At 65.4% G+C, this 21,783-nt stretch carries 17 protein-coding genes; 10 read left to right on the top strand and 7 right to left on the bottom strand.

Annotated elements, in window-relative coordinates; all coding sequences use genetic code 11:
- The first annotated feature begins 44 nt into the window (after positions 1-44).
- Together ACK5JE_RS03405 and ACK5JE_RS03400 are read left to right on the top strand one after the other, a co-directional pair.
- Positions 45-389, top strand: a complete 345-nt coding sequence (locus ACK5JE_RS03405) for a DUF1840 domain-containing protein (protein WP_416800315.1) — start codon at positions 45-47, stop codon at positions 387-389.
- Between the two features lie 50 nt (positions 390-439).
- Complete coding sequence (locus ACK5JE_RS03400; protein ID WP_416800314.1) at positions 440-757, top strand: hypothetical protein; 318 nt, start codon at positions 440-442, stop codon at positions 755-757.
- 42 nt (positions 758-799) lie between these two features.
- Here the strand turns inward: ACK5JE_RS03400 and leuA are convergent, their stop codons facing one another.
- The 3 genes from leuA to ACK5JE_RS03385 form a co-directional block, all read right to left on the bottom strand.
- Complete coding sequence (gene leuA / locus ACK5JE_RS03395) at positions 800-2,503, bottom strand: 2-isopropylmalate synthase (protein ID WP_416800313.1); 1,704 nt, start codon at positions 2,501-2,503, stop codon at positions 800-802.
- Positions 2,504-2,905: 402 nt separating this feature from the next.
- Positions 2,906-5,077 (bottom strand): TonB-dependent receptor plug domain-containing protein, encoded by a 2,172-nt coding sequence (locus ACK5JE_RS03390; protein ID WP_416800312.1) that lies wholly within the window; start codon positions 5,075-5,077, stop codon positions 2,906-2,908.
- A gap of 206 nt (positions 5,078-5,283) precedes the next feature.
- On the bottom strand, positions 5,284-5,829 hold the full coding sequence (locus ACK5JE_RS03385) for a hypothetical protein (RefSeq protein WP_416800311.1): 546 nt from the start codon (positions 5,827-5,829) through the stop codon (positions 5,284-5,286).
- Between the two features lie 34 nt (positions 5,830-5,863).
- Here ACK5JE_RS03385 and rpoN point away from each other — a divergent pair, with 34 nt between their 5' ends.
- From rpoN to ACK5JE_RS03370, 3 genes are all read left to right on the top strand, one after another.
- On the top strand, positions 5,864-7,225 hold the full coding sequence (rpoN, locus tag ACK5JE_RS03380) for an RNA polymerase factor sigma-54 (RefSeq protein ID WP_416800310.1): 1,362 nt from the start codon (positions 5,864-5,866) through the stop codon (positions 7,223-7,225).
- 63 nt (positions 7,226-7,288) lie between these two features.
- Complete coding sequence (locus tag ACK5JE_RS03375) at positions 7,289-8,680, top strand: DUF2868 domain-containing protein (RefSeq protein ID WP_416800309.1); 1,392 nt, start codon at positions 7,289-7,291, stop codon at positions 8,678-8,680.
- Positions 8,673-10,109, top strand: a complete 1,437-nt coding sequence (locus ACK5JE_RS03370) for a GTPase/DUF3482 domain-containing protein (protein ID WP_416800308.1) — start codon at positions 8,673-8,675, stop codon at positions 10,107-10,109. Before ACK5JE_RS03375 ends, ACK5JE_RS03370 begins: the two co-directional genes overlap by 8 nt.
- An 84-nt stretch (positions 10,110-10,193) precedes the next feature.
- Here ACK5JE_RS03370 and ACK5JE_RS03365 read toward each other — a convergent pair whose 3' ends face one another.
- Entirely contained in the window at positions 10,194-11,231 is a 1,038-nt protein-coding gene (locus ACK5JE_RS03365; RefSeq protein WP_416800307.1) for a TPM domain-containing protein, read from the bottom strand.
- A complete protein-coding gene (locus ACK5JE_RS03360; RefSeq protein ID WP_416800306.1) occupies positions 11,228-11,842 on the bottom strand; it encodes a LemA family protein in 615 nt (204 codons plus the stop codon). Before ACK5JE_RS03360 ends, ACK5JE_RS03365 begins: the two co-directional genes overlap by 4 nt.
- Positions 11,843-12,116: 274 nt before the next feature.
- Between ACK5JE_RS03360 and ACK5JE_RS03355 the strand changes: the two genes are divergently transcribed.
- The 4 genes from ACK5JE_RS03355 to ACK5JE_RS03340 all read left to right on the top strand — a co-directional run bounded on the left by ACK5JE_RS03355 (position 12,117) and on the right by ACK5JE_RS03340 (position 16,587).
- Positions 12,117-13,565, top strand: a complete 1,449-nt coding sequence (locus tag ACK5JE_RS03355) for a DEAD/DEAH box helicase (RefSeq protein ID WP_416800305.1) — start codon at positions 12,117-12,119, stop codon at positions 13,563-13,565.
- A gap of 30 nt (positions 13,566-13,595) precedes the next feature.
- Complete coding sequence (locus ACK5JE_RS03350) at positions 13,596-14,228, top strand: LysE family transporter (RefSeq protein ID WP_416800304.1); 633 nt, start codon at positions 13,596-13,598, stop codon at positions 14,226-14,228.
- 19 nt (positions 14,229-14,247) lie between these two features.
- Entirely contained in the window at positions 14,248-15,846 is a 1,599-nt protein-coding gene (locus ACK5JE_RS03345) for a peptide chain release factor 3 (RefSeq protein WP_416800303.1), read from the top strand.
- A 108-nt stretch (positions 15,847-15,954) separates the two neighbouring features.
- Positions 15,955-16,587 carry a hypothetical protein gene (locus ACK5JE_RS03340; protein WP_416800302.1) on the top strand — a complete coding sequence of 211 codons (633 nt, stop codon included), beginning with the start codon at positions 15,955-15,957 and terminating at the stop codon, positions 16,585-16,587.
- A gap of 86 nt (positions 16,588-16,673) precedes the next feature.
- Here the strand turns inward: ACK5JE_RS03340 and bfr are convergent, their stop codons facing one another.
- Both bfr and ACK5JE_RS03330 read right to left on the bottom strand, forming a co-directional pair.
- Positions 16,674-17,138: a bacterioferritin gene (gene bfr / locus ACK5JE_RS03335; protein ID WP_416800301.1), complete on the bottom strand. Its 465-nt coding sequence runs from the start codon at positions 17,136-17,138 to the stop codon at positions 16,674-16,676.
- A 111-nt stretch (positions 17,139-17,249) separates the two neighbouring features.
- The gene (locus ACK5JE_RS03330; protein ID WP_416800300.1) at positions 17,250-17,501 is read right to left on the bottom strand and encodes a (2Fe-2S)-binding protein; all 252 of its coding nucleotides are present in this window, start codon (positions 17,499-17,501) and stop codon (positions 17,250-17,252) included.
- Positions 17,502-17,728: 227 nt separating this feature from the next.
- Here ACK5JE_RS03330 and cobN point away from each other — a divergent pair, with 227 nt between their 5' ends.
- Entirely contained in the window at positions 17,729-21,730 is a 4,002-nt protein-coding gene (gene cobN / locus ACK5JE_RS03325; protein ID WP_416800299.1) for a cobaltochelatase subunit CobN, read from the top strand.
- The last annotated feature ends 53 nt before the right edge of the window (positions 21,731-21,783 follow it).

Genomic DNA, 21,783 nt, shown 5'->3' with positions numbered 1-21,783 from the left:
AAGATCGGTTAGTGTATGGCTGTATCCATTGCGGGAAGCCCACCATGCTCATTTTGTTCCAGTCGAAATCCGCGGCGGAAGTCCTCATGTTCGCCCAGCATGCGTTGCCCATTTTGCTGGCGGCGGGCAAGACTTTCGACGAGTCCGGCCTGCCTGAACGCGGCGTCATTACCCGGGAACAACTGGGACCGGCCATCGCCGGCATCGAGGCGCTGATCGCGGCCGACACCGGCCACGACAGCACGACGGGCGATCACGACGACACGAGCGAACATCCTATTTCCCAACCGGTCGGCATGCGCCGACGGGCCTGGCCGCTGCTGGCGATGCTGCGGCTGGCTCACGAAAAAAACGAGGATGTCACCTGGGGACCCGCCCCCGCCTGGTAAACCTCACCTGGTCAATTCGCCACCTGTATTTAATCCATGGAGAAACCCGCATGCAGGGTCATGTGATCGTGATTTTCGATGCTCAACGCTCGCTTGAATTGTCTGTCGATGTACCGACGGGCGCCGATCAGGCGCACGCCGCCCGGGAATGGTTCGAACAGACCTGGGAGTCCCTCGGGTGCGAACCTCTGCGGGTCAGCGGCAAGGTCCTGCTGCTGGACAAGATCCTGGGCGTGGCGGACAGCTTGGGCTATAACCGTCTGGCCTCGAAATCCGATCAGGCGCGGGAATTCGCCGGCTATGCCGTTCAGGCGCTGGAAAAGCCCCGCGTGACGGTGGATCTGCCCGGTCTGGCCGTCGTGTATTGAAAACATGGCGGGCGCCTCGAGGGGCGCCCGCCGTGCTGGCCGTCAGGCCGCCGCCGAGGTCCGGGGCCGGACGTCGCCGCCCGCCGCCGCGTGGCGGTTGACCGCGCTCAGGATTGCCAGGAAGGACGAGGTGACGATGTCCTCGTGGACGCCGACCCCGTAGCCGCTGGCCGCATCCTGGATGCGCATCTCGATATAGGACGCGGCGCGGGTGTCGGTGCCCGTGCCGATGGCGTGTTCCTTGTAGTCCATCACGCGCGCGTCGATATCGAGCGCGTCGATGAAGGCGGAAATCGACCCGTCGCCCTGGCCCGACAGGTGGCGGGTCTGACCGTCGACTTCGAGCTCGACTTCGATCATGAACTGTTTCTGGCCGGTGGTCTTGGGGCTGCCGGTGATGCGGTGCCGGATCTGTTTCATGGGCGTCTCGTGGCCCAGGTATTCGCTGGAAAAGATCTCGAACACATCCTTGGGCGTGACCTCGCGGCCCGTCTCGTCGGTGACGCGCTGGATGGCGCGGCTGAACTCGATCTGCAGGCGGCGCGGCAGGGCCAGGCCGTGTTCCTGTTCCAGCAGGAAGGACACGCCGCCCTTGCCCGACTGGCTGTTGACGCGGATGACTGCGTCGTAGCTGCGGCCCAGGTCGGCCGGGTCGATGGGCAGATAGGGGACTTCCCAGACGGTGCCTTCCTTGCGCACGGCAAAGCCTTTTTTGATGGCGTCCTGATGGGAGCCGGAAAAGGCCGTGAAGACCAGATCACCGGCGTAGGGGTGGCGTGGATGCACAGGCAATTGATTGCAGTATTCGACGCAGCGGCGGACTTCGTCGATGTCGGAGAAATCCAGACCCGGGTGGACGCCCTGGGTATACAGGTTCAGCGCCAGGGTGACCAGGTCCACGTTGCCGGTGCGCTCGCCGTTGCCGAACAGGCACCCCTCGATGCGGTCGGCGCCGGCCATGACGGCGAATTCAGCGGCGGCCACGGCTGTGCCCCGGTCGTTGTGGGGATGGACGCTGAGGACGATCTTGTCGCGCTGCGCCAGGTGAGTGTGCATCCATTCGATCTGGTCTGCGTACAGGTTCGGCGTGGTGGCCTCGATCGTGGCCGGCAGATTCAGAATGATCTTGTCCTGGACGGTCGGCTGCCAGGCTTCGACGACGGCGTTACAGACCTCCAGCGCGAAATCGGGCTCGGTGGTGCTGAAGACCTCGGGCGAGTATTCGTAGCGCCAGTGGGTCTCCGGGTGCTTGGCGACCTCGGCCTTGACGATCCGGGTGCCCTCGACGGCGATGGCGCGGATCTCGTCGCGGCTCATGCGGAAGACGATCTTGCGAAAGGCCGGCGCGCAGGCGTTGTACAGATGGATGATCGCGTGTTTCGTGCCCGCGCAGGCTGCAACCGTGCGCTGGATCAGGTCCTCGCGGGACTGGGTCAAGGCGATGATGGTGACATCGTCGGGGATGCGGTTTTCATCGACCAGCTTGCGCACGAAGTCGAAATCGGTCTGGGATGCGGAGGGAAAGCCGACTTCGATTTCCTTGAAGCCGATCTTCAGCAGCTGTTCGAAGAAACGCAGCTTGCGTTCGACGCTCATGGGCTCGATCAGGGCCTGATTGCCATCACGCAGATCGGTGCTCATCCAGATCGGGGGATGGGTGATGCGGCGGCCGGGCCAGGTGCGTGCGGCGAAGTCGCTCGTGAACGGGACGAACGGGATGTATTTTTTGGCGGGATCGTTGATCATGTCGGTTCCTGTCTGGGCGGGCGCACCCGGATCACGGGCGCAAGAATGCGGGGGTGTGGCGAAACAGGCTGCCGAACTGCCACGCGGCGCTAGGCCCGGCAACCGATCTCTAGCAGCAGTAGGCCCGACAGAGAGAGGGAGAACGACGGACGCACGCGCCCGGCAGCGGGGTGCTGCGGGGAATCACGAAAGAAGGCGCGCGTGGAGTTCATGTATGGAAGTCAAACACATTTCCTGCCGCTTGGCAAGGATTTCGCTGAATTCCATAGGCATTTGACGGGCTGGCGGCCGCCCTGCGTCGGCAGAACGGCCCCGAATGCAGCCCTGATGCAACTGCGCGCCCGGATATCCAGAGGGATCGCCGGGCGCTGGCCGGTTCCGATTTTCCGGAATCGACCGGGCTCAGAATGTCGCGCGCAACGTGACCTCGACGCTGCGGCCGATGCCCGGCAGCGAGTCGAATGAGGAACGATACTCTTTGTTCAGGATGTTGTTCAGTTGAACCCCGACCTGGACCTTGCGTTCCTTGCCGTGTGTGCCGCCGAAGGCCAGGTTCAGGGTCCCCCAACCCGGCAGACGGTCGGTCGTGAGCGTGGTGCCGTCCAGCGAGGTGACCTTGACCGGGGTGGCGGCGCGCACGAACAGGTCGGCCCAGAGATCGGCCCCGTACAGCGTCGTGTCGTAGCGCACCCCCGCGCGGCCCGAGAGCGCCGGCACGCCGCTGTCCCGGGTCGAATAGGCGGCGTATTTCAGTTTGCGCTGAATCCACGAGGCGGTGACGTACGGCGTGAAATCCGTGCCTGGCAGCGCGTATTCGGCGGCCAGTTCGATGCCGTGGGTGTCGGCGCGGTTGGCGTTGACATACGTGTAGTCGCCGGCGGGGCACGTTCCCGACGAACCGCAAGGTGTGGTGGTGATGTAGTCCTTGGCCCGGGTATAGAACACGGTGGCGTCCAGGACGACGCCGGCGTTCTGGTAGCGGGCGCCCAGCTCATAGTTCTGAGAGGTCTCGGGATCCAGATCGGGTTTTCCGTGGGTGGTGACGCCCCGGCCGGCCGATGTGTCGGTGTACATCTGCAGCAGGGTAGGGGTGGTGTAGCCCTCGGAGTACAGCGCCCGCAGTGTGGTGTGCGTCAGGCCGGACCAGGTCAGCCCCAGGGATTTGACGAGGCGACCGTCGGTGTCGCTCTGGCCCCTGCGGGCAGGATCGCTGGTTTCGTCGACCGCAGTGCGCACATTGTAGTAGCGCAGCCCGCCGGTCAGCTTGAAGTCCTGGCCAAGGGTCCATTCATCCTGAGCGAAGAAGGAGGTGGTCTGGATCGAGGCGCGGGTGCGTGAGGGCGAGGCCTGATGGGAATTGATCGTGGTACCCGTGGGCGGCGGGAAGGGCAGTTTGATCGTCGCGTCCGTGATGCTGTTCTTGCTGGTGTCCAGATCATCCATCAGGTATTGCACACCGGCGATCGTGTAGTGGCTCGGGCTCAGCGCCAGATCGATCTGTGCGGTGCCGCCGTAGTTCAGGTTGCGGTCGTCCGAGGAGGAGGTGACCTTGACGTTCGTCGAATAGTTCGGCTGCATTTCGACCCGGTTCTCGAACAACCGGTCCACGGTCTGGCGGTAGGCATCCAGGTGGATTTTCCGGACCACGGGGCTCAGGTCTTTGGCGTCGTAGTACAGGCCGACCTTGCGCAGGTCGCGCTTGGGCAGATCGATGCCGAAGTCGCGGATCGGGAATTGCAGGTAATCCGGGTCCGTCCAGCTGTCCGTGCTCAGGTTGTGCTGCTCGGCCTTCAGCGCCAGGTAATGGTTGCGGTTCTTGCCGAATGTGTAGCCCAGGTGCAGCGCCATGTCGCTGTTGCGATAGCTGGAGCCGTCCAGGTGGCCGTTCTGGGTGTAGCGGCCATCCGGGACCCGACGATCATGGTGGCGGTCGGCGCTGCCCGACAGGCGATAGTCGAAATCGCCCACGGTGCCGGACAAGGCGGCCCAGCCCTGCCAGCCGCGTGTGCCGGAATAGTATGTGCTGCCCACTTCGAGCTGGATGGGCTTGGCCGCACCGCGCTTGGTGATGATGTTGACCACGCCGCCGATGGCCTTGGCGCCGTACAGTACCGAGGCCGGGCCGCGGATCACGTCGATGCGTTCGACGTTGGCCGGGTCCACGAGAATGGGTGTGCCGTAGTCGCTGTGGTCGGTGATCTCCTGGCCGTCGACCAGGATGGTCACGCGGTTAGAGGATTCGCCCCGGATGCGCAGACGCTGCATGCCTGGTGCGGAGGCGTCGATGACCTCGATGCCGGGCACGTCCCGCACCAGGTCAGCGATGCTTTGCGGCGCCTGACGTTCGAGCTGCTCCTGGTCGATGACCGACACGGACGCGGGGTTGTTCATGACGGAGGTTTCTGTGCGCGTGCCCGTAACGGTGATGGTATCGAGCCAGGTGGCCTGTTGCGCGTCGGTTCCTTGGGCAAGCGCCGCGCTGGCCAGTGGCAGACTGAATGCCAGTGTCAACGCACGCACGCCGGCACGCAGTGCGGCGGATGCTTCTCCCCGGCCCATGATCGCATGGTTCATTTTGTAGGTTCCCCTGAGTAGGTCAGTGACAGGACGGGTGGGATCGGGTCATGTTTTACGAAGATGAAATGAAGGAATCGGACGGCTTGGGCCGTCCGGATGCGGGGCACACTATAAAAAATTCAATTGCTTCAATCAATGATTATGATAATTATTCTCATAAATAATTGATCTGGCTCAAAGGACTGAGTGGGTCTCGGGGGGGGTTATTGCAGACGCTGGCGGGCGTTTTCCAGGAGGGCGAGCTGTTCGGCTGCGCGATGCAGCCGGGCCGCGCGGCCGGCGGCCAGCTCGTTGCGGGCCAGCATCAGGTCGCCTGCCCGCAGCGGTTCGTCGCGAGATTGCCAGGCCCACATCAGGACATCGAGCCCGGCGCCGGACAACTGTCCGGACAGTTGCTGAAAGGAGACGGCGTCGACGGGCCGCAGACGCGCCCGCGTCAGGATCGCGCGCACGGCCAGCCAGGTCAGGTAGGCCAGCAGCAGGGAGCACAATGTGACCAGCGCGCCCCAGAAGTAGGGGTTGTAGCGTTGCAGCAGCGCGGTGGCTTCTGCCCCGACGATGCGGTTTCCGGCATAATCAATACCGTTGCCAAATGCCAACAGCCGGTTCAGCGCGTCATACCAGAGCAAGGCAATCACCACGACCAGAATGGCCGAGAGAATCTTGGCGGTGGCCGTGAGCTTGAGCAGGATCCTGCGCAGCAGCGCGAGATCCTGATGGCGGGGAGATTCGTTGCGTTCCGGTTTCATGAACGTATTTTAGGGCCTGTATCTCAGATTGAACATGCGTGCGCAACCTTCCCTGGAACTGGGCCAGCATCAACAGCTGGCGCTGACGCCGCAGTTGCGTCAGGCGCTGGCCCTGCTGCAATGCTCGTCCCAGGAACTGGACCAGGAGATCGCACGGGCGCTGGCCGATAATCCGCTGCTCGAAAGCGTCGATCCGGAGCCGGAATCGGCGGCTCAGGCCGAGCGGCTGGATCGCGTGTGGACGTCGTCCGTGCCCGGCGCGCGCGCCGCGCCGCCCGACGAGCGGCCCGAACCCGGCCAGCCGACCAGTCTGATCGATCATCTGTTGCAGCAGCTGCATGCCACTCGCGCGACCGAACGCGACTGTCTGCTGGTGGTCCGGCTGATGGGCGAACTGGATGAGCGCGGCTATCTCGAATTCGATCCTTCCGCGCTGTCCGCCGGGCTGCAGCCGGAACTGGATATCGAGAATCAGGAATGGCACACGGCGCTGCGCCTGTTGCAGTCCTTTGATCCCGCCGGGGTGGCAGCGCGGGATCTGTCCGAATGCCTGCGGCTGCAATTGCGGGCGCGTGCCGACGAGTGGCCGCCCGATGTGCTGGCGTGTGCGGATCGTCTGACGGATCATCTCGAGGATCTGGGCGCGGGGCGCTGGGGGCGGCTGTGCGAGGCGCTGGGCTGTGACCGCGCGCAGCTGGATGCCGCCCACCGGGTCCTGCGGCAGTTGAACCCTCGGCCCGTGAGCCCCTGGCAGTCCGATCCCGTTCACTATGTGACGCCGGATGTGCTGTTCCATCGCGAGGCAAAAGGCTGGCAGGTCAGCCTCAATCCCGCCATCGAGCCCAGGGTGCGCCTGAACCCTGAACTGGTGGAGGGGCTGGCGGACCAGACGCTGTCCCCCGATCTGCGGGACAGCATGCGCCAGGCGCGCAGCCTGATCCACAATCTGGGCCAGCGCCGGCAGACGATCCTGCGAGTGGCGGAATACATTGCGCAACACCAGCAGGCATTCCTGGAGACGGGCGTTGCGGCGTTGCGCCCGTTGACCCTGCGTGAGGTTGCCCAGGCGCTGGAACTGCACGAATCGACGATTTCACGCGCCACGCGATTGAAGTATGCGCAGACGCCCTGGGGTGTGCATGAGTTGAAATTTTTCTTTGGCAGCGTGGTGCAGACCCGCTCGGGCGAGGAGACCTCGACGCTGGCCGTCCAGTCCCTGATGCGCGCGATGCTGGCCTGCGAGCCGGCCGGCAAGCCTCTGTCCGACATGCGGCTGGCGCAGGGGCTGGCCGAGCAAGGGGTGGTGATCGCCCGGCGGACCGTGGCCAAGTACCGCGAGGCCATGGGGGTGCCGCCGGCCAGTGTGCGCAAGGCGCGTGCCGCGACACAGGGGTGAGGCACGGTCTGCGCGGTTCCGGTAAAACTCGGTATCATCCTGTTTTCACCCCCCTGTTTCCGCATGTGGAATCGCTCGCCGTCTTTTGCTCGTCCCGCCGCCGGCCCGCTGCTCCAGTATTGGCAGGCCGAGGCCGTGCGCCTGCGGGAATCGCACTGGGGACCGCTGGAGGATCGTGCCGCCTGCCAGACGGCCCTGCGCCAGCCTGCTGATCTGCCGGGCCGCATCCTGACGCGGGCCGCGTGGCTGGCTGAACACAGTGAGCTGCATGACCGTCTGATCCAGTGGTCCATCGGCGCCCGCTGGGCGCTGGCCGCCCTGTGTTTGTGCGCTTTTCTGGCGGGGATCGGCACGGCGGCGGCGGTATTGGGCCAGGGCGAGGTGAATCTGGCGCTGGCGCTGATGGGCTTGCTGGGCCTGCATGTCCTGACCTTCCTCATCTGGCTGGCCAGCTGGCTGCCGGGGCTGTCCGGCTCGACATTCCTGTCGCGCCTGTGGCTCTGGCTCACCCGGCGTCTGGTCCGGGGGCCGGACGCGGCGCTGGCCGCTCAGGCTTTCCTGTCCCTGCTGGGCCGGGCCCGTGCCTGGAAATCCGCGCTCGGGTTGATCAGCCACGGGGCGTGGACAGCGGCATTCCTGGGCGCGGTGCCGACGCTGCTGCTGCTGTTGAGCGCGCGTCGCTATACTTTTCATTGGGAAACCACGCTGCTCTCGCCGGATGCTTTCGTCGGCGTGACCCGAATGCTGGGTGCGGTACCCGGACTGCTGGGGTTCCCGGCCCCGGATGATGCCCAGATTGCCGCCAGCCTGGGCTTGCAGCCGCTGGCGGCGGGCGTCCAGGCGGACTGGTCCCTGTGGCTGATCGGGTGTGTCGTCGTCTGGGGGCTGTTGCCCAGAGTGCTGGCGCTGTCCGCCTGCGCGGGGCACCTGCGCTGCCGCCTGTCCGGATTGACCGTGGACCCGGGCCTGCCGGGCTGGCTGGACCTGCGCGAACGGCTGATGCCTACGCATGCCAATCTGGGCATCGACCGCCCCGCGCCAGCGCCGGGCGGCGCGGCCGGTGCTGGTGTCGTGGCGGCGGCGGGGGACTGGACGGCGGTGCTGGCTTACGAACTGGGCCCCGACCTGGACTGGCCGCTCGCCGGGTTGCCGGACGATGTGGTGGACCTGGGCCGCTGTGACAGCCGCGAGGATCGCGCGCGCATCCGCGTGCAGCTGGTCTCGCCGCCCGCGCATCTGCTGTTCGTCTGCGATGCGCGTCTGACCCCGGACCGGGGCGCAGCCGCCTGGCTGGACGAACTGCGCCGATCCTGCCCCGATCTGCGCGCCTTGTGTCTGGGCGGCACGCCGGAACGCCTGCAGGCCTGGCAGGATGTCCTGGCGCGGCAGGGGGTGGCCAGCGTCCCCGACGTGGCGGGCTGGCTCGACCCTGTTCGCGGTGCCCGCCATGACTGAAGCGCCCGGACCCATCGACCTGGCCGTCGTCGGCCACACCAATACCGGCAAGACTTCGCTGTTGCGTACGCTGCTGCGTGATGAGTCTTTCGGTGAGGTCGAGGATCGCCCCGGCACCACGCGCCATGTGGAAAGCGCCCAGTTGCTGACCGAGACCGGCCAGGCCATTCTGGTGCTGCGCGACACGCCAGGTCTGGAGGATGCCATGGGCGTCCTGGACTATCTGGATCAGTTGACCCCGCCCCAGGCAAGGCATGACGGACCGGAGCGCATCCGCAGGCTGCTCGACAGCCCCGAGGCCGCCGGCCGTTTCGAGCAGGAGTGCCGGGTGCTGTCCACGCTGCTGAAGACCGATGCGGCCCTGTATGTCATCGACATCCGGGACCCGGTGCTGCCCAAGCATCGCGATGAACTGATGCTGCTGGCCGCCTGCGGCCGCCCCATTCTTCCCGTGCTGAACTTCACCCGGACGGCGCAGTCGGGCATGGTGGCCTGGCGAGAGGCCCTGGCCCGCCTCGGGTTGCACGCTACGGTGGATTTCGACACGGTGGCGCCCGCGCTGGATGGCGCAGGCCAGCTCCTGGATCGTCTGGCGCTGATGCTGGATTCGCATGCCGCCGCGCTGCAGACCCTGCGCGCGGACCTGGACCAGCAGCGTTTGCGCAGACTGCAGGATGCGACGCGCCTGATCGCCGATTTGCTGGTGGATGCCGCCGCCTTGCGGCTGCCCTGCCCCCAGGAGCCAGCCGACATGGCTGCCATCACCCAGGGGCTGCGCACGCGCATCCGGGACCGGGAGCAGGCCTGCGTGCAGACCTTGCTGAAGCGCTATCGTTTCAGCAAGGCCGCATTTGCCCACCATCCCCTGCCCCTGGAAGGCGAGCGCTGGGGAATGGATTTGTTCCACCCCGAGGCGTTGCGCACATTCGGCATTCAGGTCGGCAAGGGCATGGCGACCGGCGCCATGGCCGGGGCGTCGCTCGATGTCCTGACCGGGGGCCTGAGCCTGGGGGCTGCCACGCTGCTGGGGGCCGCCATCGGCGGTGTCTGGCAAGGCGCCGGACAATGGGGCAGGCGCCTGGCAAACCGGCTTTCGGGTCATACCGAGATGACGGTGGATGATCCGGTCCTGGATCTGCTGGGGCTGCGCCAGCTGGCCCTGGTGCGGGCGCTGGAATGCCGGGGACATGCCGCCATGGAACCCATCGACAGCGAGGTGCTGGCGCGGATTGCTTCGCCGGATGAGGCAGGCGCGACAGCCGAAGCGTCGACCGAGCGCCTGCGGCGTCTGCCGCCGGACGTGCAGCGCTTGCTGGATGAGGTCCGGTGCCATCCGGACTGGTCCTCGATCGGCGAGGCGCCTGTGCCCGATGTCCGGCGTGAGTCGCAGGTCGGCGCCATCGCCCGGGCGTTGTTTGCTGTCTTGTAGTGCTTGAGGCGGGCGGGCCGCCCAGGGAGGTCAGGCGGCGGTGAGACCGCTGCGAGACCGGGTAGCGGTGAGGCTGCGGGCCGGCTACCAGCCTCCGGAGGCCCCGCCGCCGCCCCCGCGACCGCCTCCGCCACCGCCTCTGCCCCCACCAAAGCCTCCGCCCCCGAAACCACCCCCACCGCCAAAGCCGCCGCCAAAACCGCCGCCGCCTCCACGACCGCCTCGTCCGCTTCTGAGGCGGTCCGCGACATGCAGCGCCTTGCCCAGGACGCCCAGGCCCAGCCCGACCAGCGCGCCGGCGCCCGCCCACAGCAGGCTGCCGGTCACCAGGAAGATGAATCCTCCCATCAGCACAGCGCCGATCGGAGATTTCATCACCATCGCGAAAAGCACCAGGAACGGAAGCATCACGAGGGGCGGTGTGATGTCGTCCTCGCCGATCGCGCGGGAGGATTCCGGTGGCGGCAGGGATTCCCCGGCGATCAGGCCCGCCAGGGCCGAGACGCCCGCCTGCACGCCGCCGAAGATGTCGCCCTCGGCAAAGCGGGGTGTGATCCGTTCGCGGATGATCCGCCCGGAGTCCACGTCCGTGACGGCGCCTTCGAGCCCGTAGCCGACCTCGATGCGCAGCCGACGGTCCTGAATGGCGACCAGCAGCAGCACGCCGTCATCGATGGTCTTGCGTCCCACGGCCCACTGATCGAAGACCCGGCGCGCGTATTGTTCGATGGTGTCGCTGCCCGTGCTGGGCACCAGCAGCACGAACAATTGCGCGCCGCGCTCGCGTTCCAGCGTCTGAACCTGTCCGGTGAGCATCCGGATCTGCGCTGGTGTCAGCACACCGGCCTGGTCCATCACCATGCCGGTCCAGGTCGGGACGGCCATGACGCCCCCCGAGCCGGAGGCCGTGGATCGGGAGGACGCGGAGGGTCTGGCGGGCACAACCGCCTGAGCCGGTCTGGCCGTCGGGGAAAGGGGGGCGGTCGTCTCCGTCGCGGGCGCGGTCGGGGTCGGCACGATGATGGCCGGAGCGGCCCCCGAGGCCAGGGCCGGCCCGCCGGCCGAACTGAGCAGCAGCCCCAATGCCAGCAGACCGCCGGTCAGCAGGCGGCGTGAGATCATTTGCCTTGTCCCTGGGGCAGGTCGAATTTCACCTCGGGGTTCTGCGTGATGGTGTCGGCCTTGTCCAGGCCGTACTGGGCCTTGGGCTGGTAGCCGAACACCCGCGCCGTGATCAGGGTGGGGAACTGCCGGATCGTCAGGTTGTAGGACTGCACCGCGCTGACATAACGCTCACGCGCCACCGTGATGCGGTTCTCGGTGCCTTCGAGTTGCGTCATCAGGTCGCGGAACAGACCATCGCTTTTCAGTTGGGGGTAGTTTTCCGAGACGGCCAGCAGGCGTGACAGGCTGGACGACAAAGCGCCTTGCGCCTGCTCGAAGCGGGCCATCAGGGCCGGATCGTTCAGGTCGTCGGCGCTGACGCGGATCTGGCCGACCCGGGAGCGCGCCTCGGTGACCTGTTGCAGCACGGTCCGCTCGTTGACCATGTAGGCGTTGACCGAGGACACCAGCTTGGGAACCAGATCGGCGCGGCGTTCGTACTGGTTCAGCGCCTGGGACCAGGCGGCCTTGACCTGCTCGTCCTGGCGTTGAATCTCGTTATAGCCGCAGCCTGAGAGCAGCAGCGTCAAGGCTGCCAGCGCAGCCAGTTTCAGGTAACGTCGGAGCATCCGGGCCTCTCGTGTCATGTCCAGGGAAGAAAACGGCCTGATTTTAAAGGTGCTTTGGCCCTGCTGACCAGAACGGCGTCCGGCGCGGTTCGCCGCGAGGGGTGGGAGTCACGCTATAATGCGGTGCTTCGCGCGGCTTACCAGTCGCCTCGCGGCTCCTTTTGGCCCTGGCGGGCATTCGCATCGCCTGGGGCATCTCTTCCTGACATTCTTCATACGTCGGCCTCGATTGGTATCTCTCGGCTCGAGCGATAGGCGGTCGCTGGAGTCATTTTTGGATACTTCGATTACTTTTGCCTCGCTCGGCCTGGCGGAACCGCTGCTGCGTGCCGTCAACGAGGCGGGCTACACACACCCCACCCCGATTCAGGCCCAGGCCATTCCGCGCGTCCTGGGCGGCGGCGACCTGCTGGCTGCCGCTCAGACCGGTACGGGCAAGACCGCCGGCTTCACACTGCCGATCCTGCATTATCTGCTGATGCATCCGGCCGACGCCCGGCGTCCGGGCCGCCCGCGCGTGCTGGTGCTGACGCCGACACGCGAGCTCACCGCCCAGGTGGAAGAATCCGTGCGTCTCTATGGCAAGCATACGGCCGTGCGCTCGATGGTGATGTTTGGCGGGGTCAACATCAATCCCCAGATCTCGGCCCTGAAAAAGCCGATCGATATTCTGGTGGCCACGCCGGGCCGCCTGCTGGATCACGCGCAGCAGAAAACGCTGGACCTGTCCGGCGTCGAGATCCTGGTCCTGGACGAAGCCGACCGCATGCTGGACATGGGGTTCATTCACGATATCCGCCGGGTGCTGAAACTGCTGCCCGCAAAGCGCCAGAATCTGCTGTTCTCCGCGACCTTCTCCGATGAAATCCGCAGTCTGGCCCAAGGCATTCTGCACCATCCCGGCGAGGTTTCGGTTGCCCGGCGCAACACGGCGTCCGAACTGGTCAGCCAGCGCGTGGTGATGACCAGCCAGGCGCACAAGCGCGACCTGCTCAGTCACATCATCCGCGAAAGCGGCTGGCATCAGGTGCTGGTGTTCACGCGGACCAAGCATGGCGCCAACCGGCTGGCCGAAAAACTGGTCAAAGACGGCCTGACCGCCGCGGCCATTCATGGCAACAAGAGTCAGGCGGCGCGCACCAAGGCCCTGGCGGGATTCAAGGACGGCAAGGTGGCGGTGCTGGTGGCCACCGACATCGCCGCGCGCGGGCTGGATATCGACCAGCTGCCGCAGGTCGTGAATTTCGAACTGCCCAATGTGCCCGAGGACTATGTGCACCGCATCGGCCGCACGGGCCGCGCCGGCAGCACCGGTTCGGCCCTGTCCCTGGTGGATGCTTCCGAGGTCAAGCTGCTGCGCGCCATCGAGCGCCTCATCAAGCAGACCATCGAGCCGATTGCCGTGGAAGGCTGGAATCCGGCCGCCATGGTGACGGCGGATTCCGCCCCCGATGCCCGCGAAAAACGTGCGATCGCGCGTCTGCAGGGAGAGGGGTTCGGCGGTCGCAACGAGGGTGGTCGGCGCGGCCCGTCCGGGCGCGATGGCCGGCGGCCTGGCGCGGCTTCGACCGAGCGTCGTCCGGGTGCGGAGACCCGTCGAAATGGCGGTGGCCGCGCGCCGGGCGGACGGCCGGCCCGGGAAGGCAATACCGCTCAGTCCCAGCGGCGGGATGCGCGGCCGGTGAGCTCCGGGCGCTCCGCGCTGCTGCATAAGGCCGACTGACCCGGACCGGCGGCGCACAGGAGAGTTCGCATGGCTCTGTCCACCTGGCTGGCTTTCTTCGCGGCGGCCTGGGCGATTTCTTTCTCACCCGGCCCCGGTGCCATCTGCTCGATGGCCTCGGGGCTGAAATATGGCTTCCGTCATGGCGCCTGGACCATCTTCGGCCTGCAGGCCGGCATCGTCTGCCAGCTGGTCATCGTCGCCCTGGGCGTGGGGGCCCTGCTGGCCACCTCGGAACTGGCCTTCACGATCGTCAAGTGGATCGGCGCCGTCTATCTGGTGTATCTGGGGGTGCGGCAGTTTCGTACCGACGCGGCCCCGGTGGCCGTCGAGATGCGGCCGCCGCAAAGCGCGCATCCGATCCGCGATCAACTGGTGCGCGGCTATCTGGTCAACGTCACCAACCCCAAGGGCACCATGTTCCTGCTGGCTGTGGTGCCGCAGTTCCTGGACCTGACCCGGCCGCTGCCGCTGCAATATTTTCTGATCGGCGCCACGCTGTGCTTTACCGACCTGGTGGCCATGAGTTGCTATACTTCGCTGGCTTCCCGCATTCTGCGGATGTTGCGCGAACCGGGCCATATCCGCTGGCTGAACCGCAGCTTCGGCTCGATGTTCATTCTGGCCGGCACCGTCCTGGCCTCCTTCAGTCACAAGCACTGAAGCACTATCCGACCTTTCCATGAGCCTGACCGACGAAGTCGCCCGCCGACGCACTTTTGCCATTATTTCTCACCCCGACGCGGGGAAGACGACCCTGACCGAAAAGCTGTTGCTGTTCGCAGGCGCGATCCAGATCGCCGGCAGCGTCAAGGCGCGCAAGGCAAGCCGCCATGCGGCATCCGACTGGATGGAGATCGAAAAGCAGCGCGGCATTTCGGTGGCGTCCTCGGTGATGCAGATGGAATACCGCGACTGCGTCATCAATCTGCTCGATACGCCGGGCCACCAGGATTTCTCTGAAGACACCTACCGGGTGCTGACGGCCGTGGATGCCGCGCTGATGGTGATCGATGCCGCCAATGGCGTCGAGCCTCAGACCATCCGTCTGTTGCAGGTCTGCCGCGCCCGCGATACGCCCATCATCACCTTCATCAACAAGCTTGACCGCGAGGTGCGCGAGCCCCTCGATCTGCTCTCCGAGATCGAGGCCCATCTGGGCATGGATGCGATCCCGTTTTCCTGGCCTGTCGGCATGGGACGCCATTTTGGTGGCGTCTTCGATCTGCGTCACGACCGGATGCGGGTCTTCCGGTCAGGCTCGGAGCGCCACCGGGACGATGACGAGACTGTGGACGGACTGGATAATCCGGAACTGGCGGCGCGCTATGGCGATGCGCATGCCAAAGCCCGCGAAGAGATCGAGCTGATCACCGGCGCGATGCCGGCGTTCGACCATGCGGCCTTTCTGGAAGGTCAGCAGACACCGGTGTTCTTCGGTTCGGCCATCAACAATTTTGGCGTACGCGAAGTGCTCGATGCCCTGGTGGAACTGGCGCCCGCACCGGGACCGCGCGCCGCGCTCGAACGCAGCGTGCAACCGGCCGAGCCCAAGTTCACGGGCGTTGTGTTCAAGGTGCAGGCCAACATGGACCCGGCGCATCGCGACCGCGTGGCTTTCGTGCGCGTCAGCTCGGGCAGGTTCGAGCGCGGCATGCGCCTGAAGGTGGCCCGCAACGGCAAGGAAATCCGTCTCAACAATGTCGTGTCCTTTCTGTCGCAACGGCGCGAGATCGTCGAGGAAGCCTATGCCGGCGACATCATCGGCATTCCCAACCACGGCATCTTGCAACTGGGCGATGTGCTGACCGAGGGAGAATCGCTGACCTTCACGGGGCTGCCGTTCTTCGCGCCGGAGTTGTTCCAGGCGGTCGAGGTCAAGGATCCGCTGCGCACCAAGCAGTTGCGCACCGGTCTGACCCAGCTGGGCGAGGAGGGGGCCATCCAGGTGTTCCGGCCCGAAGCCGCCGGCGGGGCGCTGCTCCTGGGGGCCGTGGGACAGTTGCAGTTCGAAGTGGTCGCGCATCGCCTGAAGACCGAGTATGGCGTCGATGCCCGTCTGATGCCCTCGCGCTACAGTATGGCGCGCTGGATCACCTGCCCCGATCCCAAGGCGCTGAAGAAATTCATGGATGCCAACGCCGCCCATATCGCGCACGATGTCGTGGATGCGGCTGCCTTCCTGGCCAGTTCGCCCGCGCAACTGCGGGTGGCCCAGGAGCGCTACCCCGACATCGAGTTCCATACCATGCGGGAGCATGCCGGCCGGGTTTTCGCATGAAACAGGACCCGGAATGGCACCGGAGGTTCAGACACAAGCCGTATCGAGTTGTGGCCGGAGCTTCCTATACAATGCAGCATTCGTATTGACCGACGAGGCGTTCCGTTCATGTCCTGGCGTCTGATTTTCGTCTTTCTGCTGCTGGCTGCCGGTGCGTCCGCCTGGGGTGGACTGCGGTTGGGCGACTGGCTGATCGCCCATGGGCCGGCGCAATCACAGCAGGTGCCCGCACCGCATCCCGAGCTGGATCAGACGACCATGCTGGATGCCAATGGCAAGCCGTATGTGGCCTCCGCCCCGCAGGTGCTGCCCGACGGGCGCCAGGGCGTGCCCGAAATGGCGCCCCCCGTCGACTGGGAAATCCAGCCCGAATCCCTGATGGAAGCCAACCGGCCGATCGCCCTGGCGACCACTACGATTTCCATGGACGAGGCCATCAGGCTGGCATCGCGCAATGAGTCGGATGACGGGTTGCAGGGTATTGCCCAGTTCGGATCGGCCGGGGGCAGCCAGGAGGTCCAGCCCATCGACGTCACGACCGCGCCCCCTCCGCCCTTGCCTCAGGCCGCCGCCTCCGACGGCCGTTGGCAGGCCGCTTTTCAGGCCGAGCTCAAGGCATGCGAGGCGCAGGGGTTCTTTTCGCGGCCCTCATGCGCCTGGGCGGCGCGCAACAAATACTGCGAGCCCCACAATGCCTGGGGACGCGTGGCGGACTGCCCGGCAAAAAGATCCGGTTTTTGACCGCATCCCGTGCGGTTTGCGCTCCTGCGCGGGGCGGTGGCGCGGCGTGACCGGCGCCTGAGCCGGCCCGGTCACGGCCGCAGGGATCACATCTGCGATTGCAGATAATTCTGCAGGCCGAGCTGCTCGATCAGGCCGATCTGAGTTTCCAGCCAGTCCATGTGGTTCTCGGTATCGTTCAGAATGGTCTGGAACAGGTCCCGGGAGGTGAAATCCTGGACGGACTCACAGTAGGCGATGGCCTCCTTGACTGTCGCTTGTCCGCCGAGTTCGAGCTTGAGGTCACAGGCCAGGATCTCGGGGACGGTTTCGCCCACCAGCAGTTTGTGCAGATCCTGCAGATTCGGCAGACCGTCGAGCATGAAGATGCGGTTGATCAGCAGATCGGCGTGTTTCATCTCGCCGATGGATTCTTTGTATTCGTGTTCCCCCAGCTCGTCGAAACCCCAGTGACGCAGCATGCGCGCGTGCAGAAAATACTGGTTGATGGCCGAAAGTTCGTTTTTCAGCTGCTGGTTCAGATAGCGGATGACGGTTTTGTCGCCTTTCATGGCCTGTGCCTCCTTGGTGCGCGGCCCGGCCGGAAACGGACGGGCTGAAAAGACAAGGCTAGCACGACCCGGGGGTCCGAGGACACCCGGGGAAAAGGAGCGCGATGCGGGTCAGGCGACTCGCCGGATGGCCTCTCGCGACAGGACGGTGACCTCGAATTCGCCAACCAGCCCGCCCGCATGGGCGCCGACATCCGCTGCATAGCGGCCGCCCGGCAGGTATTCCGTCGCGGTGTCGGCACAGCTTCCGCAGCAGGTCGCCACGCCCAGCTGGGCCTGGAGATCGGCCAGATTCGCCGCGCCTTGCGCAATGGCGTCCTGGAGTTGGCGTTCGCTGATCGCGTTGCATACACAAATATACATGAGAATGATTATCATACTTTGGATCAGGAATGGCAAGCCTTTTTCATGCGAGCGGCAGAACGCACGCATGCGGCAGGAATGCGGGCGGGGGCATGTTGCGATCGTGTGATCTTTTGCGCTGGATCATGTTTGTGCGTGATTGATCCATCGTGCCCAGAATATTAATTGATAATCGTTATCATTAATACTAGAATTCTTGGCTCACTTGAACCTGAGGAGTGAAGTCCGTGAGATCCAAGCTGTGGGGTATATGGAAGGGGTTGTGCCTGGCGCTGATGCTGGCAGCCGGCTCGGCCCAGGCGGCATCCGTCCTGTTTCTGGCGACGGGTAATGTACCGCCGGGCAAATTCCGGACATTGTCGGAGATCGCGCAGCCGCATGGTGTGACCATCGAGTCGCGCTACCTGAAGGACATTCCCGAGGACGTGGATGCCGGCCTGTTCGAAGGCTATGACGCGGTTTTCATCGACACCTACTTGATGGATGCCATGCGCGGGCGGTTGGCGGGCGCCTTGCCGGTCGCGAAACAGCCGATTGCCTGGCTCTGGGATCTGCGGCCCGATTCGCTCAACATGTCCAGATCGCTGGCACAGCGTCTGGCGGTGTATTACTCGAATGGCGGACAGGCGAACTACGACAATTTCTTTGCCACGGTGGCTGCGTGGCTGTCCGGCCAGCCGACCGACGGTATCGCAGATCCCGTCGTTTTCCCTTCGGCCGGGCTGTACCATCCGGACGCGCCGACCCCGTTTTTCACCGACCCGCTCGCCTACCTGCGCTGGAAGGGATTGACGGACGAGCAGATCCAGAATCCCGAGCGTCGGCCGCCCGTCGTGGCCATCGCGTTTCATGAGCAATACGTCGCGTCATTGCAGACCCGGTTGATCGATACGCTGATCCGGCAGGTCGAGGCGCGCGGCGCGATTCCCATGGCCTACTACTATCCGGTCACCAACGACGGCGCCATCAAGGGATTGCTGGGGCCTCAGGGAAAACCGCTGGCCGATGTGGTCATCAGCACGCGCATCATGCTGGAACCCAACGGGCCGCGCCGCGCTTTCGAGGCGCTGGGGATCCCCGTGATCCAGGCGATGCCGTATCGCCAGGGCGATGAAGCCCAGTGGCGCGCCGATCCGCAGGGCGTGTCGCTGATCGACGTGCCTTTCTACATGTCACAGGCGGAATACGCGGGGATCACCGACATCCAGGTGGCCTCGGCCATGAGCGAGACGGAGCAGCAACTCGTGCCCATCGACGCGCAGCTCAAGACCGTGGTGGGCAAATCCCTGCGGCTGGCGGCATTGCAGCGCATGCCGAATGCCGACAAGCGCCTGTCGATATTTTTCTGGAACTATCCGGCCGGCGAAAAGAATCTGTCGGCCTCGTTCCTGAACGTGCCGGAAAGCCTGGTCAACACGCTTGGCGCATTGAAAGACGCGGGTTACGACACCACGGTTCCCGCCGAGGATGCGCTGCTGTCCGAATTGCAGCGCCTGCTGGAGCCCTATTATCGCGAAGGCCGGCTGGAGGCTCTGCTGGCCGACGGTCTGGCTGACCGGATGCCGCTGACGGACTATCTCGCCTGGTTCAATACGCTGCCCGAATCCGTGCGCAACGCCCTCGACGCGCAATGGGGCGCGCCGGAATCTTCCGGCATGGTCTTGCGCGAAAACGGCGAGGCCTTCTTCGTCGTGCCCCGCTTGTTGCTGGGCAAGGTCGCGATCCTGCCTCAGCCGCCGCGCGGCGAGCAGGCCGAGGACAAGGAAAAGGCGATTTATCACTCTCCGAACGCGTTGCCTTCGCATTTCTATCTGGCCTCCTACCTGTGGGCCCGGACCCGACAGGCCAGCGATGCCTTTGTGCATTTCGGCACGCACGGTTCGCAGGAATGGCTGCCCGGCAAGGAGCGCGGCCTGTCGGTGACGGAAGACTATCCGATGCTGATGCTGGGTGATGTGCCCGTTGTCTATCCCTATATTGCCGACAATATCGGTGAGGCCCTGAATACGCGCCGTCGTGGCCGCGCGGTCGTCATCAGCCATCAGACGCCGCCCTTCCGGCCCGCCGGCATGCATGACGAACTGATGGCGATCCACGAGCTGCTGCTGCAGTGGAAGAATCAGGACCAGGGCGCCGTGCGCGAAAAGATCCGCGCCGAACTGGTCGAGCGGGTGACGCAGGCGCACATCGAACAGGACATGGGCTGGACGCAGGCGCGTGTCGAGCAGGATTTCCTGGCTTTCCTGGAGGCCTTGCACGAGCATCTGGATGAGCTGGCGCAGACCGCGCAGCCGCTGGGCCTGCATGCGCTCGGCCGCGCGCCCCAGGAAGAACATCGCCTGTATACGGTCCTGATGATGCTGGGCCAGTCGTTCTGGGAGGCTTCTGCGGCCCAGGCGGGCGGGGCGGATGCCGAGCAGGACGAGGTGTTCGCGGTCGACTACGAAAAAATGACCGAATCGGCCCCCTATGTGATGTTGCGGTCCGCGCTGATCGAGGGGCGGATGCCGGAGGGGGCTTCGCCTGAATTGCTGGCGCAGCTGGAAAAGGGTCGCGCCTGGTACGAGGCCATCGGCGCTCAGGGTGAATTGCCTGGGCTGCTGGATGCGCTGGCCGGGCGGTATGTGCCGACATCCTATGGCGGGGATCCGATCAAGAATCCGGATGCCTACCCCACGGGGCGTAATCTGTACGGCTTCGATCCCTCTCGGGTCCCCACGCCGCAGGCCTGGGAGGCTGGCAAAGAGGCCGCCGAAAACCTGATCGCGGCGCACCGGAAGAAAACCGGCGCGGCGCCCAAGAAAATCACCTTCTCCCTGTGGTCGGTCGAAACGATGCGCCACAAGGGGCTGCTGGAGGCTCAGGCCCTGTGGCTGATGGGGGTGGAGCCGGTCTGGGACAAAGGCGGTCGTGTCGTCGATGTGCGGCTGGTGCCCCGCGAGACGCTGGGTCGCCCCCGCGTGGACGTGGTGTTGTCGGGTACCGGTCTGTACCGGGATCATTTCCCCAATGCGATGAAGCAGCTGGCGCGTGCCGTGCAGCTGGCGGCGCAGGCCGAGGGCGAATCCGACAATGCCGTAGCGGCCAACACCAACCGCATCCAGGCGCAGCTGCAAGCCGACGGGGTGCCCGAGGCCACGGCCCGCGCGGCGGCCGAGACGCGGATGTTTTCTTCGGCCTCCGGCGCGTATTCGACAGGTCTGGATGGCGCGGCGATGGCGACCGACACCTGGGAAGGCAAGGAGGAGGGCGACCGCAAGATGGCTGACCTGTATCTGTCGAAAATGCAGTATGCCTATGGCCCGGATTCTTCCACGTGGGGGCAGGCCGGTGTCACGGGCGCGGCCGGTGTGAATCTCTACGCCGAGCAGTTGCGCGGCACCGAGGGAGCCGTGCTGTCGCGGTCTTCGAACACCTATGGCATGCTGACCACGGATGATCCCTTCCAGTACCTGGGCGGGATCGGCCTGGCGGTGCGGCGCCTGGATGGCGCACCGCCGCAGCTGTATATCTCCAATCTGCGCGGCGGCGGAGCCGGCCGGGTGGAGAACGCCGCCGAGTTCCTGTCCAAGGAGCTGGCCACGCGTCAGTTCCATCCCGGCTACATCAAGGGGCTGATGGCCGAGGGCTATTCGGGTACCTTGCAGGTGCTGAATGCCACCAACAATCTGTGGGGATGGACGGCGGTGGCGCGCGAGGTGGTGCGCGACGATCAGTGGGAGCAGATGGCCGACGTCTATGTCCGCGACAAGTATGACCTGGGCCTGAAGGAATGGTTCGAAAAGGAAAACCCGCATGCGCTGGCACAGACCATCGAGCGCATGATCGAAGCCGCCCGCCAGGGTTACTGGCAGGCCGAGCCGGAGACGGTCGAGCTGCTCAAGGAGCGCTATCGGGATCTGGCCGCGCGCTTTGATGTGCGCAGCGACAACGCCCGGTTCCTGGAGTATGTGGCCGATGGGCAGGTCACGGATACCGCCTTTGCCGCTACGCCCGCCACGCCGGCGCAACCTGAGGCCTTGCCCGCCGAACAGCCCGCGTCCGAGGCGCCGACCGAACAGGTCGAGGGCATGAAACTGGAGCGCACGCCCGAGACGTCCGAGCCGGTTGCCGACCAGACCCTCGATCTGGCACGCCTGGCGCTGATCGTGCTGTTGCTGGCCGCTCTTGGGGTCGGTGCGATCCGCCAGGCGCGGCGATCCCCGGGCCGCATGCCGCACTCCGCCTGATGCCGTTCCGGCGGGCCAGCCCGCCGGAACCTTCGAACGCTTACGTCTCTTTA

This window comes from Castellaniella sp. (genome assembly GCF_047971665.1).
In the GTDB taxonomy this organism is placed as follows: Bacteria; Pseudomonadota; Gammaproteobacteria; order Burkholderiales; family Burkholderiaceae_B; genus Castellaniella.
Note: the sequence above shows the minus strand (reverse complement) of the source record. Positions and strands in the feature narration are given on the sequence as shown.

Excerpts from the sequence above, each read along its gene's own strand:
- ACK5JE_RS03405 (WP_416800315.1), top strand. The coding sequence starts at position 45 with ATGCTCATTTTGTTCCAGTCGAAATCCGCGGCGGAAGTCCTCATGTTC.
- ACK5JE_RS03400 (WP_416800314.1), top strand. The coding sequence starts at position 440 with ATGCAGGGTCATGTGATCGTGATTTTCGATGCTCAACGCTCGCTTGAA.
- leuA (WP_416800313.1), bottom strand. The coding sequence starts at position 2,503 with ATGATCAACGATCCCGCCAAAAAATACATCCCGTTCGTCCCGTTCACG.
- ACK5JE_RS03390 (WP_416800312.1), bottom strand. The coding sequence starts at position 5,077 with ATGAACCATGCGATCATGGGCCGGGGAGAAGCATCCGCCGCACTGCGT.
- ACK5JE_RS03385 (WP_416800311.1), bottom strand. The coding sequence starts at position 5,829 with ATGAAACCGGAACGCAACGAATCTCCCCGCCATCAGGATCTCGCGCTG.
- rpoN (WP_416800310.1), top strand. The coding sequence starts at position 5,864 with ATGCGTGCGCAACCTTCCCTGGAACTGGGCCAGCATCAACAGCTGGCG.
- ACK5JE_RS03375 (WP_416800309.1), top strand. The coding sequence starts at position 7,289 with ATGTGGAATCGCTCGCCGTCTTTTGCTCGTCCCGCCGCCGGCCCGCTG.
- ACK5JE_RS03370 (WP_416800308.1), top strand. The coding sequence starts at position 8,673 with ATGACTGAAGCGCCCGGACCCATCGACCTGGCCGTCGTCGGCCACACC.
- ACK5JE_RS03365 (WP_416800307.1), bottom strand. The coding sequence starts at position 11,231 with ATGATCTCACGCCGCCTGCTGACCGGCGGTCTGCTGGCATTGGGGCTG.
- ACK5JE_RS03360 (WP_416800306.1), bottom strand. The coding sequence starts at position 11,842 with ATGCTCCGACGTTACCTGAAACTGGCTGCGCTGGCAGCCTTGACGCTG.
- ACK5JE_RS03350 (WP_416800304.1), top strand. The coding sequence starts at position 13,596 with ATGGCTCTGTCCACCTGGCTGGCTTTCTTCGCGGCGGCCTGGGCGATT.
- ACK5JE_RS03345 (WP_416800303.1), top strand. The coding sequence starts at position 14,248 with ATGAGCCTGACCGACGAAGTCGCCCGCCGACGCACTTTTGCCATTATT.
- ACK5JE_RS03340 (WP_416800302.1), top strand. The coding sequence starts at position 15,955 with ATGTCCTGGCGTCTGATTTTCGTCTTTCTGCTGCTGGCTGCCGGTGCG.
- bfr (WP_416800301.1), bottom strand. The coding sequence starts at position 17,138 with ATGAAAGGCGACAAAACCGTCATCCGCTATCTGAACCAGCAGCTGAAA.
- ACK5JE_RS03330 (WP_416800300.1), bottom strand. The coding sequence starts at position 17,501 with ATGTATATTTGTGTATGCAACGCGATCAGCGAACGCCAACTCCAGGAC.